The sequence below is a fragment of the Veillonella sp. T34266-5 genome, assembly GCF_002959815.1.
Taxonomy (GTDB): domain Bacteria; phylum Bacillota; class Negativicutes; order Veillonellales; family Veillonellaceae; genus Veillonella; species Veillonella atypica.
The window spans coordinates 60,280-81,021 of record NZ_PPCZ01000005.1 but is presented as its reverse complement, the minus strand read 5'-3'; the positions used below and the strand labels follow the sequence as shown (position 1 = coordinate 81,021).

Sequence of the window (20,742 nt, the reverse complement as noted above, 5' to 3'; positions counted from 1 at the left end):
CTGTCCCTCTTCTCTCAATATATGTAATCACAACACAAGCTTGTACTAAAGAATATCAATCCAACGCTTAGCAATCTTACTGAGTGGGAATGTATCTCGCACCTTGATTGCTTCAACAGATATACGTTTAGCCAACTCAGGACTTGCTAAGATGGATTTCATTTTTTCATACATCGTTTTCGTATCGCCTACTGGAACAAGCAAGCCATTAATTCCATCTTGAATAACCATACGTGCTCCACCTACAGGGCAATCTGTAACAACAACAGGTAACCCCATTCCCATGGCTTCTAACATGGAGTTAGATATGCCTTCAAAGTCAGATGACGAAACAAACATAGCACAAGGCCGTTCCTTCTCTAAAATATTAGATGCAAAACCTGGCAAAAGAATGCGATCTGTTAATCCCAAACTAGCTATTTGTTGTCGTAACTCATTTTCTAAAACACCTTGCCCATATATGACAAGCTTATACTCTTTAAACTCATTAGCCAGCATGCTAAATGCATTAATCATCATAGGTAGATTTTTTTGCGGATGCAATCGACACGCGGTTACAATAATCTTTTCGCGTTCCCCTTCGTAAGGTTCTGGTAAATTGCCATTAATCGGATTTGGAATGATATGCCCACGGCTTTGTATAGACTTAGAGAAATATGATTTTGCATCTTCAGTTTGAAATACTATGGCATCAGCAAATCGAAACGCAAAGTCTCGAAGCATTTGTTGATGTTTGCCGACAGGCACCTTACGCGGATTATTGCGCTCAGAGAACACCATTCGATTATTAACAAACCAAGAACTAATTGCCAAAATAAAGCTAGACGCACTCAGAAATGATAAACACGTTGCATTAGGACGTTGTTTTAATATGCCAATAAGTGCTTTAATTTCTTGTAAAAATCGAAGAATCTTATTGGAACTCGTCGTATGTATTTGAATTTGCTCAATTCCTTTTGGCAATACATATTCTGTACCATACCGATTTGGACTCGTTTGAATAACAGTGATCTTATGACCATCATGATGCCATTGACGGGCCAATTCTGTTAAAATTCGTTCAGCTCCGTCATTACCAAGGGAAATCGTAACAATAATAATTTCTTTACCCATTTTGACGCTCCTCTGTGATATATTCGGCTAAACGTATATATGCGTCTTTCATTGTTACCTGTGGTTCCCATGATAGATTGCGCATTTTCCTAGAATTTAAAAACATATGAACTGTAGGCGCATATCCAAAGGAGGACACATTTTCAGGTATATCAAAAACGACAGAAACTTTATCGCCCCCCACATGGCACGCTACTAAATTGGCAATACTAGCAATACTACGAGTTTCCTCGTCATGGCACACATTATAAGCTTCGCCCATATCACCTTGGGTCATCAAAATAATAATGGCCCGCACTGCATCCGTAATATAACAGAAGTTGGACATGGAATCGCCCTTAGTGTGAAGGATAATATCACGACCATCCAAGGCATGTTGGGTGAACTGCATAAACACTCGGTTATCATCGAGCGGCACACCAGCGCCGAACGTCTGTGCTAGGCGAGCGATTTTAACAGGAACACCAAATTCAACGGCATAGGATTTACAGTAACATTCACACATACGCTTACTTTCAGAATAAGAACTACGAACGTTTAGATGATCTAAATACCCGATGCGTTCCTCCGTCATAACTTGACCAGATTCATAAGGTATACCATACTGTTCCATGCTCGATAGATATACCATACCTAAAATCCGCTGTTCTTTTCCCAGTTCTAACATACGTTCCGTACCATGTATTGATGTACGAATCGTATCTACAGGATGTTCTACAAAATATTTTGATTTTGTAGGGGCAGCACCATGCATAATATAGTCACATTCTACAGTTAGAGAATCTAATGGCATATCAACAAATGTGATTGATTGTGAATCTAGAATATCCCCAAACATAGAATATGCCTTTTCTATATTGCGCACATGGCATATGACATGTAATGAAAGATGATAGGCATCATTGGCGGCTACTAATGAACGAGCCACCATAGAGCCGATTAAACCTGTAGCACCCGTTACAAGTATTGTCTTATCCTGAAAATCCTTAAATATATGAGAATCACCTATAATTTCTTGTATGTCTCGTTCAACAACCGTATTAATTGCCCTCACCTCCACTTTCTCTATTTTTTAATATACCTGTGAACATATAATAATCTGACGGGGTTGTAATCTTAATATTTTCAGGTTCTCCCCATACGGGGTACAATGGATACCCATAATGCATCATCATAGATGCAGAATCGATAAAATCATGAATTCCTTCAGCTATTGATGTATCATGAACTGAAAGAATATCAACGAGCCTAAAACTTTGAGGCGCTTTTGCCATCAAACATTGTTGACGATTTAAAATCGTTTTGATTTCTCCATCATCAGTAACCATAACTGTTTCAATAGCAGGAGTTACCGTAATGGCACTCCCCTTTGTTTCAACAGATCGTATATTTCTAACAATGGTAGAACGATCAACCAAAGGTCGTACACCATCATGAATTAGTACTGTTATATCATCAACACCATATAATCGTTTCACTTCAAGCAAACCGTTATATTGAGAGTCCAGTGCAGTCTCGCCACCAGGAACAATGGATACGATTTTTTGAAGGCCTTCTTTTGCTATCAGAGCCTTTGCATAATCCATCCAGTCTGACTTACACACTAATACAATGCCATCAATGAAGGGTTCTTCTTCAAATATGGATAGTGTTTGTATCAGTATAGGCTTACCATTCCATTCAAGGAATTGCTTTGGCATTTTATCATTTTTCATACGGGATCCTACGCCACCAGCAAAGATAACTGCTATTCTTTTCATAGAACCTCCCTTAACTATTAACGATGTTTATTTACTAAATAATGAATGCCCTTGTAATTGGTATAACTACAATCCATATCGATATATACGGCATCATGCTTTGCTACACGCTGTTCCACTGGAGGCAATTGCATATAATCGCCCCAAATCAAACGTAAGTATCGTTCATAACCAGCCATAACGGGAATTTGATGACCTTCAAATTCCTTATATACAACGTGATCAAAATCTTGGCGTGGGTGGCGTAACTTCATACCTTTCAAACTACCGATTAGTTCCGTTACTTCATGGGATGTGTCAAAATCATATTGGCTCATTTGTTTTTCTGCAAAGCGCCATATGTGATAACGCCACGAAGGTTTAGAAATCACCTTATAAATGCACCCAGCCAACATGCGATATACCTTGCCCTTGTTATCAGGCAACCGTTGTGCATTAAACAAGGCAAAGGTCATGGCCCACATTAATTGAAAGAATCGTTTGACAGTACCCTTTGGACAACCATCGATGGGCATAATTTCAAGGGCTAATCCATGACAAATATCTTCATTCACACTATGGCGATTGATGAAAGTTGTTTCTTCATCGCGAATTGATGCACCTGCATCATGATAGATCTTATCTCTCGTTGTCCTACAATAGGTATATCGTTTATCACCGTATATAGGCCAAAGTTCAGCTAATCTTTCATAATCAGGACGAGGCATAAAAATATCTAAATCATCATCCCAAGGGATAAACCCTTTATGTCGAATAGCCCCTATAAGACCGCCACCACATAAATAGAGTCGTAGATTATGAGCATCACAAAATTCTTTAAATACCAAAAGCATATTCAATTCTTTAGCTTGTATATCATGAGCTGTTGTTTCTGCCATACTACCTTTCTAACGTATAACGGCCAATACCGTTTCCACCATAACTTTTAATTCTCCAATGAACGAGAATTCTTTAAGACTCCGTAAATTCCATTCCATCTTTGCAGGCAATACATTATGAATATAGCAATCATCTACATCATCTGCCGCATCTAACAAGGTATCTTCATCCTTATACCGAATACTAGCTACACTCGTTACACCTGCAGGGAGCAACAATGTCGCTTTCATTTCTTCTGTATAAGCCGCTACATACCTCGGAACCTCTGGACGTGTGCCGACAAAACTCATGGTACCTTCTAATATATTGATTAATTGAGGCAATTCATCGAGTCTACATTTTCGCAAAGCCTGTCCTACAGATGTAACACGCATATCGCCTTTAGACGTAACCTGAGCGCCAATCTGTTCTGCATTTTGTACCATAGTTCTAAACTTATAAATTTTAAAAGTTTTACCATACTGAGTAACCCGTTCTTGTCTAAAGAATACAGGCCCTTCACTATCTAGTTTGATCCATACCGCTAACCATAGAAATATGGGACTTAGCACTACTAATAGAATAGCTGCCACTAAGCGATCAAATACAGACTTAATCATTAAATCACGACGTTGGGATGCTAAGATGTCGTAATAAGGGCGAACTGCTTCACATCGCATATCATCGGGCAACTCCTGCCATGATTTCCAAATCATAATGCACCTAAACATTCTTTAAATGTATGAATCACATAGCTTACCTCTTCATCTGTTAAATTAGTATGAAGGGGCAATGTAATTTCATTTTTGAACTGATTATATGCATTCGGATAATCATCGATAGAAAATCCCAAGTTTTTATAAGCCGTATGCATTGGAATTGGCTTATAATGCACATTTGTAGCGACACCTTTTTCTGCCATTCGTTCAATTAATTCATTACGTTGTTCTATGGTTGCATCATTGATACGCACTAAATATAAATGACCACTACTCATATGCTCATCCGTATAATGAGGTACTACGGATACAGGACAATCTTTAAACGCGTCATTATATCGATCAATAATTTCACGACGCCGTTCTAATAAGCCAGGATATCGTTCTAATTGGGCCAATCCAATAGCAGCCATAATATCCGTCATATTGCACTTATAATAGGTACCTTTAATATCATATTCCCAGGCCCCCATCTTAGTTTTGGCCAATGCATCTTTATCCTGACCATGAAGAGATAATAATTGGAATTGTTTATACAAAACTTCATCATCAATGCCAGGTATAGATTTCCACGTAGCACAACCGCCCTCAGCAGTAGTAAAGTTTTTTACTGCATGAAAGGAAAAACTACTAAAATCAGCTACATATCCTGTATGCTGACCTTTATAGGTTGCCCCAAAGGAATGTGCGCAGTCTGCGACGATTGGAATTCTACCCAACGCTCGTTGTATATCATTGCTTGGTGTAAACAAAAATTTAGCATTATTTACAATGGTAAATAAACGATCATAATTACAAGGTACACCACCGATATCGACAGGAATAATGGCCTTTGTCTTATCGGTTATGGCAGCAGCCACCTTATCATAGTCCATTTCATAAGAATCAGGTACTGTATCGATTAATACTAGTTTTGCCCCTACATGAACTACAGGACTTGCACTAGCCGTATAGGAGTAAGCACTAGTTATAACTTCATCACCTGGTCCAATACCCAATACGCGAAGAATCATTTCTAAGGCTGCAGTTGCCGAATTTAAGCACACTGCCTTTGACGTCCCTAAATACGTTGCAATACGTCGTTCTAATTCCTTAGTACGTGGTCCAGTTGTAATCCAACCACTTTTTAACGCTTCTACCACCTCATTGATTTCTAATTCTGTAATATCTGGAGGAGAGAAATTAATTTTCATAGCTTTCACCTATACTTTCCATTTATTCCATATCAATAAATACTGATCCGATAATAGGTACTCCAATTTGCTCTAATCGTTGTTTAGCTAATGCCATATCATCAGGTTGAACATAATCACCTTTTACAACCAAGAGAACCCCATCAGCTTTCTCAGCTATTACCAAGGCATCCGTAACACTTAACACCGATGGTGTATCCACTATGATGACATCATATTCATCACGAATGTACTCAAATACCGTAGATAATCGATGGGAATCAACCACCTCGGACGGAGATTCCACTGCAACACCACTGGTAATTAGATCTAGATGAGGCATCACATGACGATGAATCGTCAAATCTTCATCCATAATGATATGATTTGTTAATCCTTGATTTTTTACATCAAATACAACATGTTGCACTGGATTGCGTAAATTACCATCAATTAACAGCACCTTGTCATTATTCTTGGACAAAGAAATCGCTAAATTAGCGGCCACCTCCGATACACCTTCACCTGTAGTAGCAGATGTAACACACAATATTTTTCTATTTTCTGCATTACAGCGATACTGTAAATTGCTACGCAATGTTCGATAAGATTCCACAAGAGGAGTATCACCATATTCATTTGAAATTAATCGTATCGTATCCATCTTAACCTCTCACCTTATACAACCAACGCAACACTTTATTCTTAGGTTCTTCTGTGACCGATTTATTGTGATTAGGAATAACACCTAACATCGGCACCTGTAACATATCTTCAACATCTTTTGCAGTCTGTATTCTACGATTTCGCAAGGAGTTAACTAATGTATACAAACATCCTAAAATTAAACCGATAATAGCACTGGCAACCATAACAAGTACACGACGAGGAGCAATCGCCTTTTCTGGTAATGTAGGAGCATCGACGATTTGTACCTCATTCGGCACCATAACCTCTGCCACCTTAGCTTCCTCCAGACGTTTAGAAAGCATTTCATAAATATCTTGGGCTACATCTACATCGCGCTTAGCTTGAATATACCCCCGTTCCTTTTCAGGAAGTGCTTTCATCGCATCTTCGTTATCTTTATCTAAATCAGCTAACGTAGCCTCTTTACTTTGAGCTACTGCTAAAGCAGCTTCATTTTTAAATTTATCTGCTAATAAACCTTGTTGAGCGGAGTTACTTGATGGAGCTTGCTGTGAAACAATAGCATCTATTTCCTGTTGTAAACCGGCTTGTGCTTTAGCAATCTGATCATTTACTTCCTTCATTGCAGGATGCGAATCAGTATATTTACCTACGTAACTTGCCTTACGAGCCTCTAAATCTGCTAGTTGTGATTTATAAGCTTGTACCGTTGAGCTATCTGCAATACTAGCACCTGCCGAACCTAAATCCGCATTAATGCTACCTAATGCAGCTTGCGCTGTTTCTAAATCGAGCTTATTTTGTGCCTTTTCACGATCGATTAACGTAATCTTATCTGTAAGCCCCTTCATTTGATCATTGGTAGAATAAATTTTATTATCTACTTGAAATTGTTGGAGCTTTTTCTCTGCTTCAGACAATTCCTCCTTCGCTGTTACCACTCTTTTTTGTAAAAACTCACGAGTCGTTTTTTGTTCAACTTGGGATAACTCGGCTAAGCGTTTTAAAAATGTATCAATTAATAACTGATTAGCTTCTTGTGCCTCTTCTGGGGACTTACCAGTCACACTAACTTGTAATAACTGTGTTTCTTTATATGGCTTTGTCTCTATACGATTTTTAACAAATTCTTCATACGTTGGTAGCTTACTACTATCTCCGGCAATTTCATTGATAACAGGTTCTACAACATTACGACTTTTTAAAATCTCTGCATCAGTGTTCATCAATTGACGAGCCATCGTATCCGAGTAGCTTGGGTCACTAGATAGCACTGAATTACCTAAGCCTTGTGTCTGTTTAATACGTAACATAGCAGTAGACTGATAGGTGGATGGTGTTACGATTAGGTACGCACCACCAAGGAGAATACAAATGCCAGTCACATTTATAATAGTTCGCCGTTTTCTAACAAGAATCTTGGCTATATCTTTTATATCTATAATTTGTTCCATCCCAATACCCCTTTCAAGTAGGCATACAACACCGCGGTCTCTCTTTCCGCTTAAACATTATGGTTAGGTGTATATGTTGGAATAATATCCTGTAATACACCAATTACATCCATATCAGTTTCACAAGAATCAAAGATAGCAATTTTATCTATCAACCAATCACGATCAACGGTATCTAACGGGGCTTCAAAAATCTTTGTATGATTCGTTCGATTGGTTCCTTCTTCAGATGTAAGCAACTCTTCGTATTTCTTTTCACCTGGTCTAAGGCCTGTAATTTTAATATGAATGTCCTTATCAGGTTCCAATCCTGATAAACGAATCATATTTCTTGCTAAATCAATAATCTTTACAGGTTCGCCCATATCAAGTAAGAATACCTCTCCACCTTTACCCATAGCACCAGCTTGTAATACAAGCTGACTGGCTTCTGGTATAGTCATAAAATACCGTGTCATTTCTGGATCGGTAACAGTTACAGGGCCACCTGCTTCAATTTGCTTTTTAAATAACGGAATGACGGAACCACGACTACCAAGTACATTACCAAAACGAACAGTAATATATTTCGTATCATATGTATCATTCATAGATATGATAACCTTTTCTGCAACGCGCTTTGTGGCACCCATAACGCTAGTTGGATTGACGGCTTTATCCGTAGAAATCATGACAAACCGTTCTACGCCATGGCGACCTGCTACGTCGGCTACATTTCTTGTGCCATAAATATTATTTAAAACGGCAGCCATTGGTTGAATTTCCATTAAAGGTACATGTTTATGAGCTGCTGCATGAAATACAACTTGCGGTTTATACTGATTGAATATTTGATCTAATTGTTGCTTATCTCTAATATCTGCAATAATTGGTATAATCGGACCCTCTTTATATATATTTTTCAATTCTTGATTGATAAGATATATACTATTTTCACCATGCCCTAATAGCAAAAGAGTCTTAGGACCAACACGCATAATTTGACGACAAATTTCTGAACCTATAGATCCACCAGCGCCAGTAACAAGGACAACCTTATCGCGAATATAATGTTCTACAATATCCATATCGAGACGAACTTCATCACGTTCTAATAGGTCTTCTATGGATACAGGATGCAAATGGGATACTAGAACCTCATCATCTAACAATTGATACATCCCCGGTAATGTATTGACCTTGCATTTAAGAGGTGAACAGATTTCCATGATATTTCTGATTTCATTACGTGTAACAGAAGGCATGGCAATTATAATTTCTTTCACCTTATTTTCTTTTACAATAGATGGGATATCATAGCGATTACCTAGTATACGAACGCCCCCCATTAGACGATTGAATTTAGATTCATCATCATCGATGAAACCGATTACCTTACGCGACCGTTTATGATACCGTTCAATTTCACGAGCAATTGTGGCACCCGCATCTCCTGCACCAATGATTAAGGTATTTACCATATCAGCATCCGTACTTTGTTTTCCACCATATCGCATGGCAATATAATGGAGTACCATTCTACCAATTCCGATAACACCGGTACTAAGAATCCAGCTAATCAAATATATGGATCTAGGTAAAGATTTATCAAATACATACATACCTGTATAGAAAAGTCCTGCTCCTAAGGTGGTCGCAATCAATACAGCAACCATTTCTCGCATGCCTGCATAACGCCATATGCGCGTATATAGATGCATGGATAAAAGCATAACAATGTAGGAGATAACCATTATAGGCAATGCATCTACCATCTGATGCATATAATGTGGTGTTATATAGCCATCAAATCGTATAAGCAAACTGATCAATGCCACACCAATAATAGTAATAACATCTACAATAAGTAATAGGCCGGGTAATAAATATGAACGCAATGAAAGCCCCCCCTTATATGACTTACATATGATACTATTTTTACTAATTAGTCTTTACCTATGCGAGATACCATGTAAGCACCTGTCAAAATAGGAGCAATATCTCTAGAGAAACTAATCTTACTGTTCTTAGTTAAGTACAAGATATCGCCTTCACGCATAACGTAATTTTGGGTCATATCACCAGTTTTCAATATATTATTTAAATTAATTTCAATAGGTTTTGTAGGGTCATTTTGATGAATTAAGAATATCTTCTTCTTAGCCGTATCCCAGTTGAAACTACCGGCGGCCCCAATCGCATCTATAACGGTACTAGATTTAGTTAATGTATAGGCACCTGGTTTATTAATTTCACCAAATACATAAACGCGAACGCCACCTAATTTTGTAACATTAACCGACACATCAGGATTGATAATGTATGTGGATAATGCAGTAGTTAGATTTCGGGTGAATTCTTCTACTGTCATTCCATCCGCCTTAATATTACCTACCATAGGAATAGATACATATCCATCTGGTCGAATGGTGAAAGTTTTATTTGCACCTAAATCTGCCTGTTGCACTACATCAATCATGAGTTCATCCCCTTGTCGTAGACGATACTCTTGATCAGAACCAATCGTAGATGCAGACGTATTCATATTTGATGTTGTAACTGCTACAGGAGAAACATCTTTTGCAAAACCCGTAGTAGCTATCGTACCTATTACAAGAGATAAAATAACCCATTTCCGATTCATACATACACCTCATAGTATTCATTTCTAACAGAAACATATCATAACACAGCTATTTAAAATAATTTAATATTTAATTAATTATCGTACACATATTTTATCATCGTTTCTATGTAACTACTATATAAGCAAGATGAAGCTTCTTTATATGGTTTTCATGAAGCGCCAAGAATACTGAAACTATCTATGTTTAACGCCTACTCATATATGTGTATTTTTCTACGCATATATAAGTCAAATTTATTCTATATATCTCTATTACTAATAAAAAATTTCTATATTTAGGAGTTTGCAAAAAAAAAATGGATGTATATATCCCTTTAATAATAGATATATACATCCAAATAAATTATATGTAATTTTATTCGACACGACCGCCCAAATAAGCTTCCATGACACGAGGATTATGGCGCACCTCATCAGCAGGACCAGACAATACCATTTTGCCTGTTTCCAATACATACGCATAATCAGCAATTTTCAATGCTTGACGGACATTTTGTTCTACCAAGAGAACAGTGGTGCCTTCTGCACTAATTTCTTTAATAGTTTCAAAGATTTCATTGACTACTAATGGTGCAAGACCCATAGATGGTTCATCTAGTAGCAATAACTTAGGACGTGCCATAAGAGCACGACCAATGGCAAGCATTTGTTGTTGGCCACCAGATAATGTACCACCTAGTTGATAGCTCCGTTCATCGAGAATTGGGAAGCGTTTAAATACCTTTTTAATATCCGCTTCAATCTCATTATCATTGCGTATATAAGCGCCCATTTCAAGATTCTCGTAAACACTCATATCTTGAAGAATTTGACGACCTTCTGGTACTAGGGAAATACCATTATGTACAATTTGATGAGTTTTATGTCCAGTAATGTCTTGACCTTCAAACAATACTTTACCAGATGTAGGCTTTACAAGGCCCATAATAGTCTTCATAGTAGTAGACTTGCCAGCACCATTGGCGCCAATCAAAGATACAATGGAACCTTGTGGTACTTCTAAACTAATATCTTTTAAGGCTGTAATATGTCCATAACCAGCCACGATGTTTTCTAGCTTTAACATATTACACCTCCTCTTTACCTAAGTATGCTTCAATAACAGCCTCATTATTTTGAATTTCTTGAGGTGTACCTTCAGCAATCTTTTTACCAAAATTGAATACCACCAAACGGTCACAGATATTCATCATCAATTCCATGGCATGTTCAATTACGACAACAGTAATACCTAAATCGCGAATTTTACCAATCAATTGGCGTAACGCTTCTGTTTCACTGTCATTCATCCCCGCTGCTGGTTCGTCGAGCAAGATCAATTGAGGATGTGTAGCTAAAGCACGCGCGATTTCGAGACGACGTTGCTTGCCATATGGTAATGATGTAGCAACTTCTTCTGCATCTTCTTCAAGACCTACGAGTTTTAAAAATTCATATGCAATGCCACGACAACGTTCTTCTTCAATACGTTGGCGTTTTGTTCTTAAGAAACTTGCAACGAAACCAGAACCAGTTCGGCAATGCATACCAGTTAATACTGTTTCCAAAGCTGTCATATTGCCAAAAAGTCGAATATTTTGGAATGTACGAGCAATACCCATTTCTACTGTTCTATGGGGTTTAATGCCTACAACAGACATACCATCAAATACAATTTCCCCAGAACTTACAGGGAATACACCTGTAATCAAGTTAAAGAGTGTAGTCTTACCAGCACCATTTGGTCCGATAACACCAAAAACTTCACCTTGCTTAACACCAAAGGATATGCCGGTGAGAGCTGCAACGCCACCAAAGCTTTTACTTACGTCATTTAATTCTAATAGCATTCAGTTCCCCTCCTATCCTTGTTTATCTTGTTGTTTACGTTTATACGCTTCAAAACGTTCTGTTAATACTTGTGTTTCAGGAATGTATGGAGCTTTTTTAAAGCCTAATTTACGACTAATCTTATCTACCATAGATTCTGTTAAAATACCATCTGGACGAACAGCCATCAAAATAACTAACAATGCACCATAAATGATATCGCGATAGTCGGATAAGAAACGCAATACTTCTGGCAACAATGTAAGAATGAACGAACCAAGTACGGAACCCCATACTACATTAGAGCCGCCAAATACAGGGAACAATAAGATTTGTACTACTTTATGATAACTGAAATCTGTAGGATTGATAAAGTTTGTGATATGAGCATACAAACCACCACCGATACCGGCGATAAATGCACCGATGATGAAAGCCATCATTTTATAGTACACTACATTAATCCCCATCAACTCAGCAGCATGATCATCTGCCTTAATGGCGGCAAAGGCACGACCAACACGGCTATTATTGATACGTACACAGAAAGCAATAATAAAAATCAAAACGACTAGTAAAATAATGATAGCCATAATATTGCCCCATGCAACCGCATCGATTCCCATAAGGCCATCAATATCGATTTCATAAGCAAAATTTGTTAATTCTTGTGGAATAGATGGAATGCCAGATAGACCAAGAGCACCATTTGTCACATTTAGGTTCAAGAAGATAACACGCACGACTTCACCAAAACCAAGTGTGGCGATGGCAAGATATAGACCTTTCAATCGAGTTGTTGGCAAACCGATGATAACGGCAACTAAAGCGGCTACAAAGCCACCTACTAAAATACCAACTACGATAGGTAAATCGGCTTTCAAAGAAAGCAATGCACCCACATAAGCACCAACGCTCATAAAGCCAGCTGCCCCAAGGGATAACTGTCCACTAGCAAGTGTGAAATAAATGGAAATACCTAGGATGGCATTAATGATGAAGAACATCACAATTTGTAGATAATAAGGGTTAAAAATATCCATTATGGTCTGCCCCCCTTATCTTTAGAACCAAATAAGCCTTGTGGTCTCCAGAATAATAAGACAATAATTAAACCAAAGGCTACCGCATCACGGAATGTAGATGCACCATAGGCAACGGAGAAGATTTCCGCAATGCCCAAGATAAAGCCACCTACCATGGCGCCAGTAATATTACCAAGACCACCTAGAATAAGTACAGCCAAGCCTTTAAAGCCTATGATAACACCCATAGTAGGCTCAATAGCATTAAAGGATAGGCCAACAAGTACACCGGCAGCTGCACCTAAAGCGGATGCAATCATAACGGTAACAGAAATAATCATTGTTGGATTGATGCCTAAAAGAGCTGCTGTTTCCGTGCTCATGGATACAGCACGAATAGCTTTACCAATCTTAGTCTTTTTAATAACCACATTTAAAATGACCATTAAGAGAACAGAAACACCTAAACCGATAATTTGTACCATGGAGATTTTAAATACCCCAAAGTCGATAAGGCCACCAATATAATCTGGTGGGAAGGATCTCGTTTGAGGGCCCCATAATAATAATGCCAAACTTTCAAGGAAGATGGAAACACCAATGGTGCTGATAAGTGGTGCTAAGTGAGACACCTTTTTCTTACGTAGTGGGCGTAACGCCACAAATTCTAATAAGTAACCTAGTACGGCACCTACAGCCATCGCTACGATAAGGGCTACAAATATGTTTACGTCAAAAACAGTTACCATAAAAAGACCAACGAAGGCACCTATCATAAAGATGCCTCCGTGTGCCATGTTGATGATATTTAAAACGCCAAACACAAGTGTTAAGCCAATAGCGAGTACAGCATATAAGCTACCGAGGGTTAACCCGTTAACTAATTGTTGTAAAAACACTATACTACCTCAACTTTTATTTTTTTAATGCGTCAAATTGACCGTTTCTAATTTGCAATACTTGAACTTCCATGGAAGGGTCGCGGTGGTCATTAAATTTGAATTGACCTGTTACACCAACGAAGTCGGCAATATTTTTCAATGCTTCGCGGAATTTTTCACGATCAGTAGTGGAGCCAGATTTTTTCAATGCTGCTTCATACAAGTAAACTGCATCATAAGCTTGCGCTGCGAATTGGTCTGGTTCTTTACCGTATTTATCTTTATAAGCTTTACGGAAGTCTTTTACCTTTTGGTCATCTTTGTTAGGGAACCAAGGTGTACCTACGATAACGCCATCAGCTGCAGCACCTGCGATTTTAATAAATTCAGGGCTGTTAAAGCCATTGGATCCAATTACAGGTTGTTGCATACCCATTTCACGCATTTTTTTCATAATCAATGCGCCTTCTTGGTATAGAGAAGCAACAACGATTACATCAGGCTTAGCTTGTTGAATCTTAGTTAATTGTGCAGAGAAGTCAGTATCTTTATCTGCGAATGTTTCAGTATCAACGATTTGTACACCTTCAGCTTCCAATGCTTTACGAGCTGTATTATTTACAGATACCATTTGGTCATTGTTGTTGGAGTACATAATAGCTGCAGTTTTAAAGTTCAAAGTTTTATGTGCTTCTTTAATTGCAGTATCTACTGCCAAGGATTCTGGTACAGCATTACGGAAAATGTAATCACCGATATCTGTAATACCTTCAGCTGTTGTAGATGTGCCAAGAGCTACGACTTTACTTTTATTTGCTACAGGGCCAGCAGCCATCATTTCACCAGATAACATAGGGCCGATAACGCCTACAACTTTATCTTTAGAAATTACTTTGTTCATCGCATTAATCGCTTCGTTTTTATCACCTTTAGTGTCTTCAACGAGCAAATTAATTTTTACATTGTTAGCGTCTGCATTGATTTGGCTAACGGCCAACTCTGCACCTGCTTTGATGGATTCACCATACGCAGCAGCACCGCCTGTAGTTGTTGTTAACAATGCGATTTTTGCTTCATTATTATTTGCATTACCTGCATCTTTATTGCTACCACAACCAGCAGCAACCGCCATTACACCAGCAAGGCCAAAAATGGCTGCTTTTTTTAACATGGATTTATTCATGTTACACCCTTCCTTTAATCACAATATCAGCAAATATAATAGTATAAATTATATATACTTCTATATTATGAAATATTTTTTATGTTTGTCAATTAAATCATGTATATCTTCTATAGAATTCAGATATACACCTTATAATTTTTATTTATTATGCTAATAATTCTGAAAAATGTTCCCATTTCTCATACAACTTTTGTAAGTTGCTTTCCGTATCTGAAAGCTGCTTAGATATGTTTTCCATTTCCGCTAAATCTTGTTGGACTACAGGATTTGCTAATTGTACTTCATACATTTTCATAGTCGCCTCTAATCTAGCAATTTCTTCTTCCACTTCAGCTAATTGCTTTTCAACCATGTATGTATTTGTTTTTTTCTTAGGTTCATCAAATGGAGATGGAGAAATGGTTTTAGCTTCAGATTTCACATCTTCCTTAGGTACTTCTTCTACTACTTCTGTAAGAGCAGCTATATCCTGTTGCTCTTTTAATTTCTCTTTATAGTAAGAATAATTACCTAAGTATTCAGTAAAACCTTTATTCTCTAATACCAATGTTCTTGTAGATACTTGATCTAAGAAATACCGGTCATGGGAAATAATAAAACAAGTGCCACCGAATTGTTGTAATGCCCGTTCGACAATTTCACGGGTAGGTACGTCTAAATGGTTAGTAGGTTCATCGAGAATGAGGAAATTATCACCTTGTAAGAATAATTTTAACAGAGCTAAACGCGCCCGTTCACCACCTGATAAATCACCTACCAGTTTAAATGCATCATCACCTTTAAATAGGAATGAGCCTAGTACATTGCGAGCTTTTTCTTCGGTAAAATTATAATTATTAATAATCTCATCTACCACTTGCCATCGATCGTGTAATTCTTCATGTTCTTGTGAGAAATACCCCACTTGGACACGATTGCCAATATCGATATGCCCTTCTATAGGGAATAACTCCCCTACAATAGCTTTTACCATCGTAGATTTACCCGCCCCATTAGGACCGATTAAAGCAACAGATTCGCCACGCCTAACAACTACAGATACATCATCAATAATTGGATCATCTGTTTTGTAGCCAATAGATACATGATCTAGTACAAGTACCTTATCAGCACTCATAGCAGCCGGTGGGAATTTAAAATCTAATGAATGTGAAGTTTCAGGAGCCTCTAATCGTTCCAACCGATTTAATTGAGATTGACGTCCCCTCGCCATCTTAGACTTAATACCAGCACGATACTTATCAATATACTCTTCTGTTTTCTTAATATATTCTTGTTGCTTTTCATAAGCAATCGTATCTGCTTTTAAACGTTCTTCTCGTTGTGCCACATAGCGGCTATAATTACCGCGATAGGTGGTGGCCTTGTGATGATCTAGTTCTACCACACCAGTAACGATGCGATCCATGAAATACCGGTCATGGCTGACGATCAGAATGCCACCTCGATAGGATGATAGATAACCTTCTAACCACTCCAACATTTCCATATCCAAATGATTTGTCGGTTCGTCGAGGAATAAAAAATCCGGACTACGTACTAAGGCCTTTGCCAAATTAATACGCGTTTTTTGTCCGCCAGAAAATGCATTAGCCGGTTTATATAGATCTTCATCTGTAAAACCAAGACCATAGACTATGCGTTTTGTTTTTTGTTCATAGTCATAACCACCTAACCATTCCAATCGATTTTGTAAATAGTCTAAGCGTTGTAAGTCGCTTTCACTAGCCTCATGAGTCTCTAAATATGTGGTTAACTCTTGTAATTTATTTTCTAATGCATGAACATCTTCCCAAGCTGTTTCTATTTCTTCAGCTAAACTAGCATCACCTAAATTAACATCTTGTTGCAAATAGCCAATGCTTGCCACAGGAGACATTACAACTTGGCCTTCATCTAATTCCTCAATACCGAGGATACATTTCAATAGTGTTGATTTACCAGCCCCATTAGGGCCAACCAAGGCAATTCTATCGCCTTCTTTTATTTCAAAGGACACATTGGAAAACACTTGGCGCACCCCAAATGATTTTCCTAGGCCGATCATTCGAATGCGTTCCATTCAATACCTCCTTTATCATTTCGTAACTATTATTATACCACAGTCGCTTTCACCAAAATGACCATTTCCACGCTATCCTTTGTCTTCCGGCTATGCCTAAATAATTTACCTAATAAAGGGATATCACCGAGTATTGGGATTTTCTCAATCTGTTTTTGATCCCGATTATCCATTAAGCCACCTATGACCAATACTTCTCCTGGTTGTAGACGCACTCTAGTCTGTGCTTGTCGAGTAGTTATTTTATAAGATTTCATCTCAGATACCATAATGGGTGAACTCACCTCAGCTCGTATAGACGTATCAATGATACCATTTTTCGTCACTACCGGTGTATAGTCAAGTTTAATACCGACCTCTTCGTAATGAATGGATCTTTTTCTTTCACCATTAGAAATTGACTCTTCCATAACAGGAATTCGTTCACCTATCAAAATATGTGCGGCTTCACCATTTAAAGCCATAATGGAAGGGGTTGCAATAACAACTGCCTTTCCCGATGTTTCTAAAAGGCTAAGCTCAGGTTTAACAAAAAATTTATAGGCTTCCCCATCTGGAGCTTTTCCAAAAGAAATAGCACCAAAAGAATTTGTCTTATCCTCACCATGGCCGGTTAAACTCAGCCAGGACCATCTAAATCCCGTCTCCTTCGTATAGGAATGCTCCATAGCCATAATGGTAGCTTCCAGGCGCACTTGTTTCATATCTCTATCTACAGATTGAATGATAGAGTTTACCCCTTTTTCCTCGTCTCCTGTTACATTTAATACAATCTGATTCGTTTCCTTATGCACAGCGAACTTTCCATTGGGTACTACTGTTTTTATGACAGATTCTAGCGATGTCGATGATGCCATCTTTGGTTCTACTACCACTACATAACGATGTTCCTTAGCACTAGAATGCCCTGTAACGGTTACCACGCCTTGAGCATCCTGTATATCAAAATGATACATATCCCCTAAATGATGTAGCATATCTAATGGTGACTTACCGTGTATCGTTCCTGTCACAGTTCCGTTCAATGTGTTAATACCAAGTATATCCATTTTATAACTACGACTGATGGCCTCTACCACATCGGACAAAGGCGCCTTGCTAACCGTCATACTATATGTATTTTGACCTGACTCAGATTGTTGTACATGTATCGATTCTTTCGCCCATACACAAGGATTTTCTATTACACCTAAGAGTAAAACTATAATCATGATTCGCCAATAGATACACATCGTACATTGCCTCCTTCATCAAGGGTTACACCATTTTCATCTACATTAATTACCTTTACACCATGCCAAGAATCACCTTCCATAACAACAGTAGATTCTGTGCCACTGCTTAAAATTACAGCCCATTGAGGGCCATGTATTACGCCATTAACATGAATTGTTTTCTGCTTATTATGTTTTGTTGTAACTGGTTCTGCACTAGAACTGCTATCTTGGTCTACTTTCTTCTGACTATGTCTCCGTTTACCTTGTTTTACCTTTGATGAATCATCTTTATTATTTAGGTTCTGCTGATCTTCACCTCTATGTTCTTCATCCATCATATGTATTGGTGCTGCATTGCTTTTGTCTAATGATTCGCCTAATACCTCACGCCAAGGAAGAGCTCTCAAGTTATTACTCGTACTGTATAACAATGTTGTTTCATGAGATGTATCTTCTGATTTCGACATTGCCGTTGAATCAGGCTCCATCTGGACATAATCAGCCTTAGGTGTATAGAATATGCCCCAACCAATTGCTATTCCACCTAATACAAACAATACACCTAGACTCTTCTTGTATCGTTTACATTGAGTCACATAAGGATATAATTTTTCTCGTAAACGTTCCTGTATGTTCATTCATCAGGACTCCTTTCACATAGTAGAATTAAATTATCTATCTAGTATCAGTATGCAACACAAATATACATAAAAAAAGGACACTAATAGTCACCCCCGTGACTATTAGTGTCCTTTACAAATCATACAATGTATGATAGCAATTATTGTTTTTTCATAGCTTGAAGTTTTGGCCCAATCAAGCGTTTGTAAACTTCAACACCAGGTTGATCAAAGGCATCAACACCAGCTAAAATCGATTCAAAATACACAGCCCAACAATGCATGAACATAATTTCCCCTAAATGAAATGCATTTAATGTTGGTACAGATATTGTCATATTAAAACGATTATCTATCGATAGGGCCTCACGATTCGCGTCGAGTGCGCTATTTAAGATATCGCTAATAGGAATATCACCAATTGCATCAAGTTTGTCGTACTCACTATATAAATTTGGAACAACCAATGATGTATTCCAATCTCGTACCTTAATAAATTGAACCACCTTATTAAGACGCCCCTCTTGATGCTCTTGCACTTGCGCGTGCATATCCATCGTGCCTACTGCAGGAACAGGTGTACGACCATAAGGAAGACAGGTATTACTCATTTTACCTAATGATTCGGATAAGAGCTGTACATACCAATCAGATAGTGAATGTAGAGACTCACCATAAGGCATGAATACCTCTATAATACGTCCATATCGCTCAGATGCAATATATTTCAATAATGCACTAAATAGTGCAGGGTTTTTATAAACATCCTCTTCTTGGCAAGCCATATCCATCGATGCAGCACCGGCTAAGAATCCTTCAATATCAAATCCCACAAGAGCCGCTGTAACAAATCCTACCTCAGTAAAAACGGAGAATCGGCCTCCTACACCATAAGGAACGGAGAATGTTCTCCATTGATGCTTGATAGCCATATCATGAAGAATAGTAGGATGTGCCTCATCATTTGTTTCTGTAACGACGGTAACTTCATAATTAATATGATGATCCTCTAGTGCTTTTTGAAGAATCATAAAATTAGCCATCGGTTCAATAGTGGAACCAGACTTTGATGTAACTACAAGCATAACTTTATAGTCACTACCCTTTTCATCGGCCTGAGATACTAAGGTTTTGATAAGCCCTTCTAAGTATGGACCATCTACATTAAAACCAGCAAAATAAAATCTCGGATAGCCGTTGCGTTCTTCATCAGTATAGTTATTCCAAAATGAACCACATTGCACATCAAAGAGTACCTTACTACCTAGATAAGACCCACCGATGCCAATAGAAACAACAGTATCAATACTTTTACGAGCATAGTCACCCAAGTCATGTAAACGGTCCATCATATCCGGTGTATTGATGCCGTTTTCTGATATATATGGCAACTGATAAAACAAGATTGGTTCTGGCTGACCATCTTTAGATAGGTGGCCTTCTTCATAACCTGTGGATCGCAAAATATTGGTATGACGCCATACATTTTGAATGGCCCGTTCAAAGTTTTGTATGTCCCTTGCCTGTATGCAGCTTTCATTATAGATATTGTTATAATCTAGCTCAAATCCAGAATCTAACTGTAACAT

The 20,742-nt window shown here is 38.0% G+C and carries 19 protein-coding genes; all 19 read right to left on the bottom strand.

Going from position 1 to position 20,742, the window contains the following annotated elements; all coding sequences use genetic code 11:
- Positions 1 to 45 precede the first annotated feature (45 nt).
- The 19 genes from VIHSUH07_RS03235 to VIHSUH07_RS03145 all read right to left on the bottom strand — a co-directional run bounded on the left by VIHSUH07_RS03235 (position 46) and on the right by VIHSUH07_RS03145 (position 20,742).
- The gene (locus VIHSUH07_RS03235; RefSeq protein WP_105083898.1) at positions 46 to 1,113 is read right to left on the bottom strand and encodes a glycosyltransferase; all 1,068 of its coding nucleotides are present in this window, start codon (positions 1,111 to 1,113) and stop codon (positions 46 to 48) included.
- Entirely contained in the window at positions 1,106 to 2,173 is a 1,068-nt protein-coding gene (locus VIHSUH07_RS03230) for an NAD-dependent epimerase/dehydratase family protein (RefSeq protein WP_105083897.1), read from the bottom strand. The genes VIHSUH07_RS03235 and VIHSUH07_RS03230 overlap by 8 nt, the downstream gene beginning before the upstream one ends.
- The gene (locus tag VIHSUH07_RS03225) at positions 2,154 to 2,873 is read right to left on the bottom strand and encodes an IspD/TarI family cytidylyltransferase (RefSeq protein ID WP_009660935.1); all 720 of its coding nucleotides are present in this window, start codon (positions 2,871 to 2,873) and stop codon (positions 2,154 to 2,156) included. The genes VIHSUH07_RS03230 and VIHSUH07_RS03225 overlap by 20 nt, the downstream gene beginning before the upstream one ends.
- 17 nt (positions 2,874 to 2,890) lie before the next feature.
- Complete coding sequence (locus VIHSUH07_RS03220; RefSeq protein WP_105083896.1) at positions 2,891 to 3,751, bottom strand: LicD family protein; 861 nt, start codon at positions 3,749 to 3,751, stop codon at positions 2,891 to 2,893.
- Between the two features lie 9 nt (positions 3,752 to 3,760).
- Positions 3,761 to 4,447: a sugar transferase gene (locus VIHSUH07_RS03215; RefSeq protein WP_105083895.1), complete on the bottom strand. Its 687-nt coding sequence runs from the start codon at positions 4,445 to 4,447 to the stop codon at positions 3,761 to 3,763.
- Positions 4,444 to 5,643: a DegT/DnrJ/EryC1/StrS family aminotransferase gene (locus VIHSUH07_RS03210; protein WP_105083894.1), complete on the bottom strand. Its 1,200-nt coding sequence runs from the start codon at positions 5,641 to 5,643 to the stop codon at positions 4,444 to 4,446. The genes VIHSUH07_RS03215 and VIHSUH07_RS03210 overlap by 4 nt, the downstream gene beginning before the upstream one ends.
- 22 nt (positions 5,644 to 5,665) lie before the next feature.
- On the bottom strand, positions 5,666 to 6,286 hold the full coding sequence (locus VIHSUH07_RS03205) for a CpsD/CapB family tyrosine-protein kinase (RefSeq protein ID WP_105083893.1): 621 nt from the start codon (positions 6,284 to 6,286) through the stop codon (positions 5,666 to 5,668).
- Position 6,287: 1 nt separating this feature from the next.
- Complete coding sequence (locus VIHSUH07_RS03200; RefSeq protein WP_105083892.1) at positions 6,288 to 7,727, bottom strand: GumC family protein; 1,440 nt, start codon at positions 7,725 to 7,727, stop codon at positions 6,288 to 6,290.
- 50 nt (positions 7,728 to 7,777) lie between these two features.
- Positions 7,778 to 9,604, bottom strand: a complete 1,827-nt coding sequence (locus tag VIHSUH07_RS03195; protein WP_105083891.1) for a polysaccharide biosynthesis protein — start codon at positions 9,602 to 9,604, stop codon at positions 7,778 to 7,780.
- 47 nt (positions 9,605 to 9,651) lie between these two features.
- Positions 9,652 to 10,350 (bottom strand): polysaccharide biosynthesis/export family protein, encoded by a 699-nt coding sequence (locus tag VIHSUH07_RS03190; RefSeq protein ID WP_105083890.1) that lies wholly within the window; start codon positions 10,348 to 10,350, stop codon positions 9,652 to 9,654.
- A 358-nt stretch (positions 10,351 to 10,708) separates the two neighbouring features.
- Positions 10,709 to 11,419 (bottom strand): ABC transporter ATP-binding protein, encoded by a 711-nt coding sequence (locus VIHSUH07_RS03185; protein WP_105083889.1) that lies wholly within the window; start codon positions 11,417 to 11,419, stop codon positions 10,709 to 10,711.
- Between the two features lies 1 nt (position 11,420).
- Positions 11,421 to 12,182 carry an ABC transporter ATP-binding protein gene (locus tag VIHSUH07_RS03180; protein ID WP_005384247.1) on the bottom strand — a complete coding sequence of 254 codons (762 nt, stop codon included), beginning with the start codon at positions 12,180 to 12,182 and terminating at the stop codon, positions 11,421 to 11,423.
- A gap of 12 nt (positions 12,183 to 12,194) precedes the next feature.
- Complete coding sequence (locus VIHSUH07_RS03175; protein WP_105083888.1) at positions 12,195 to 13,205, bottom strand: branched-chain amino acid ABC transporter permease; 1,011 nt, start codon at positions 13,203 to 13,205, stop codon at positions 12,195 to 12,197.
- Positions 13,205 to 14,086: a branched-chain amino acid ABC transporter permease gene (locus VIHSUH07_RS03170; protein ID WP_005376806.1), complete on the bottom strand. Its 882-nt coding sequence runs from the start codon at positions 14,084 to 14,086 to the stop codon at positions 13,205 to 13,207. The genes VIHSUH07_RS03175 and VIHSUH07_RS03170 overlap by 1 nt, the downstream gene beginning before the upstream one ends.
- 16 nt (positions 14,087 to 14,102) lie before the next feature.
- Positions 14,103 to 15,251, bottom strand: a complete 1,149-nt coding sequence (locus VIHSUH07_RS03165) for an ABC transporter substrate-binding protein (RefSeq protein WP_105083887.1) — start codon at positions 15,249 to 15,251, stop codon at positions 14,103 to 14,105.
- Positions 15,252 to 15,399: 148 nt separating this feature from the next.
- Positions 15,400 to 17,316, bottom strand: a complete 1,917-nt coding sequence (locus VIHSUH07_RS03160; protein WP_105083886.1) for an ABC-F family ATP-binding cassette domain-containing protein — start codon at positions 17,314 to 17,316, stop codon at positions 15,400 to 15,402.
- Between the two features lie 32 nt (positions 17,317 to 17,348).
- Positions 17,349 to 18,548: a type II secretion system protein GspD gene (locus VIHSUH07_RS03155; RefSeq protein ID WP_105083885.1), complete on the bottom strand. Its 1,200-nt coding sequence runs from the start codon at positions 18,546 to 18,548 to the stop codon at positions 17,349 to 17,351.
- Entirely contained in the window at positions 18,524 to 19,171 is a 648-nt protein-coding gene (locus VIHSUH07_RS03150) for a hypothetical protein (RefSeq protein ID WP_105083884.1), read from the bottom strand. The genes VIHSUH07_RS03155 and VIHSUH07_RS03150 overlap by 25 nt, the downstream gene beginning before the upstream one ends.
- Before the next feature lie 143 nt (positions 19,172 to 19,314).
- Positions 19,315 to 20,742, bottom strand: coding sequence for a glucose-6-phosphate isomerase (locus VIHSUH07_RS03145; protein ID WP_105083883.1), 1,428 nt, complete (start codon positions 20,740 to 20,742; stop codon positions 19,315 to 19,317).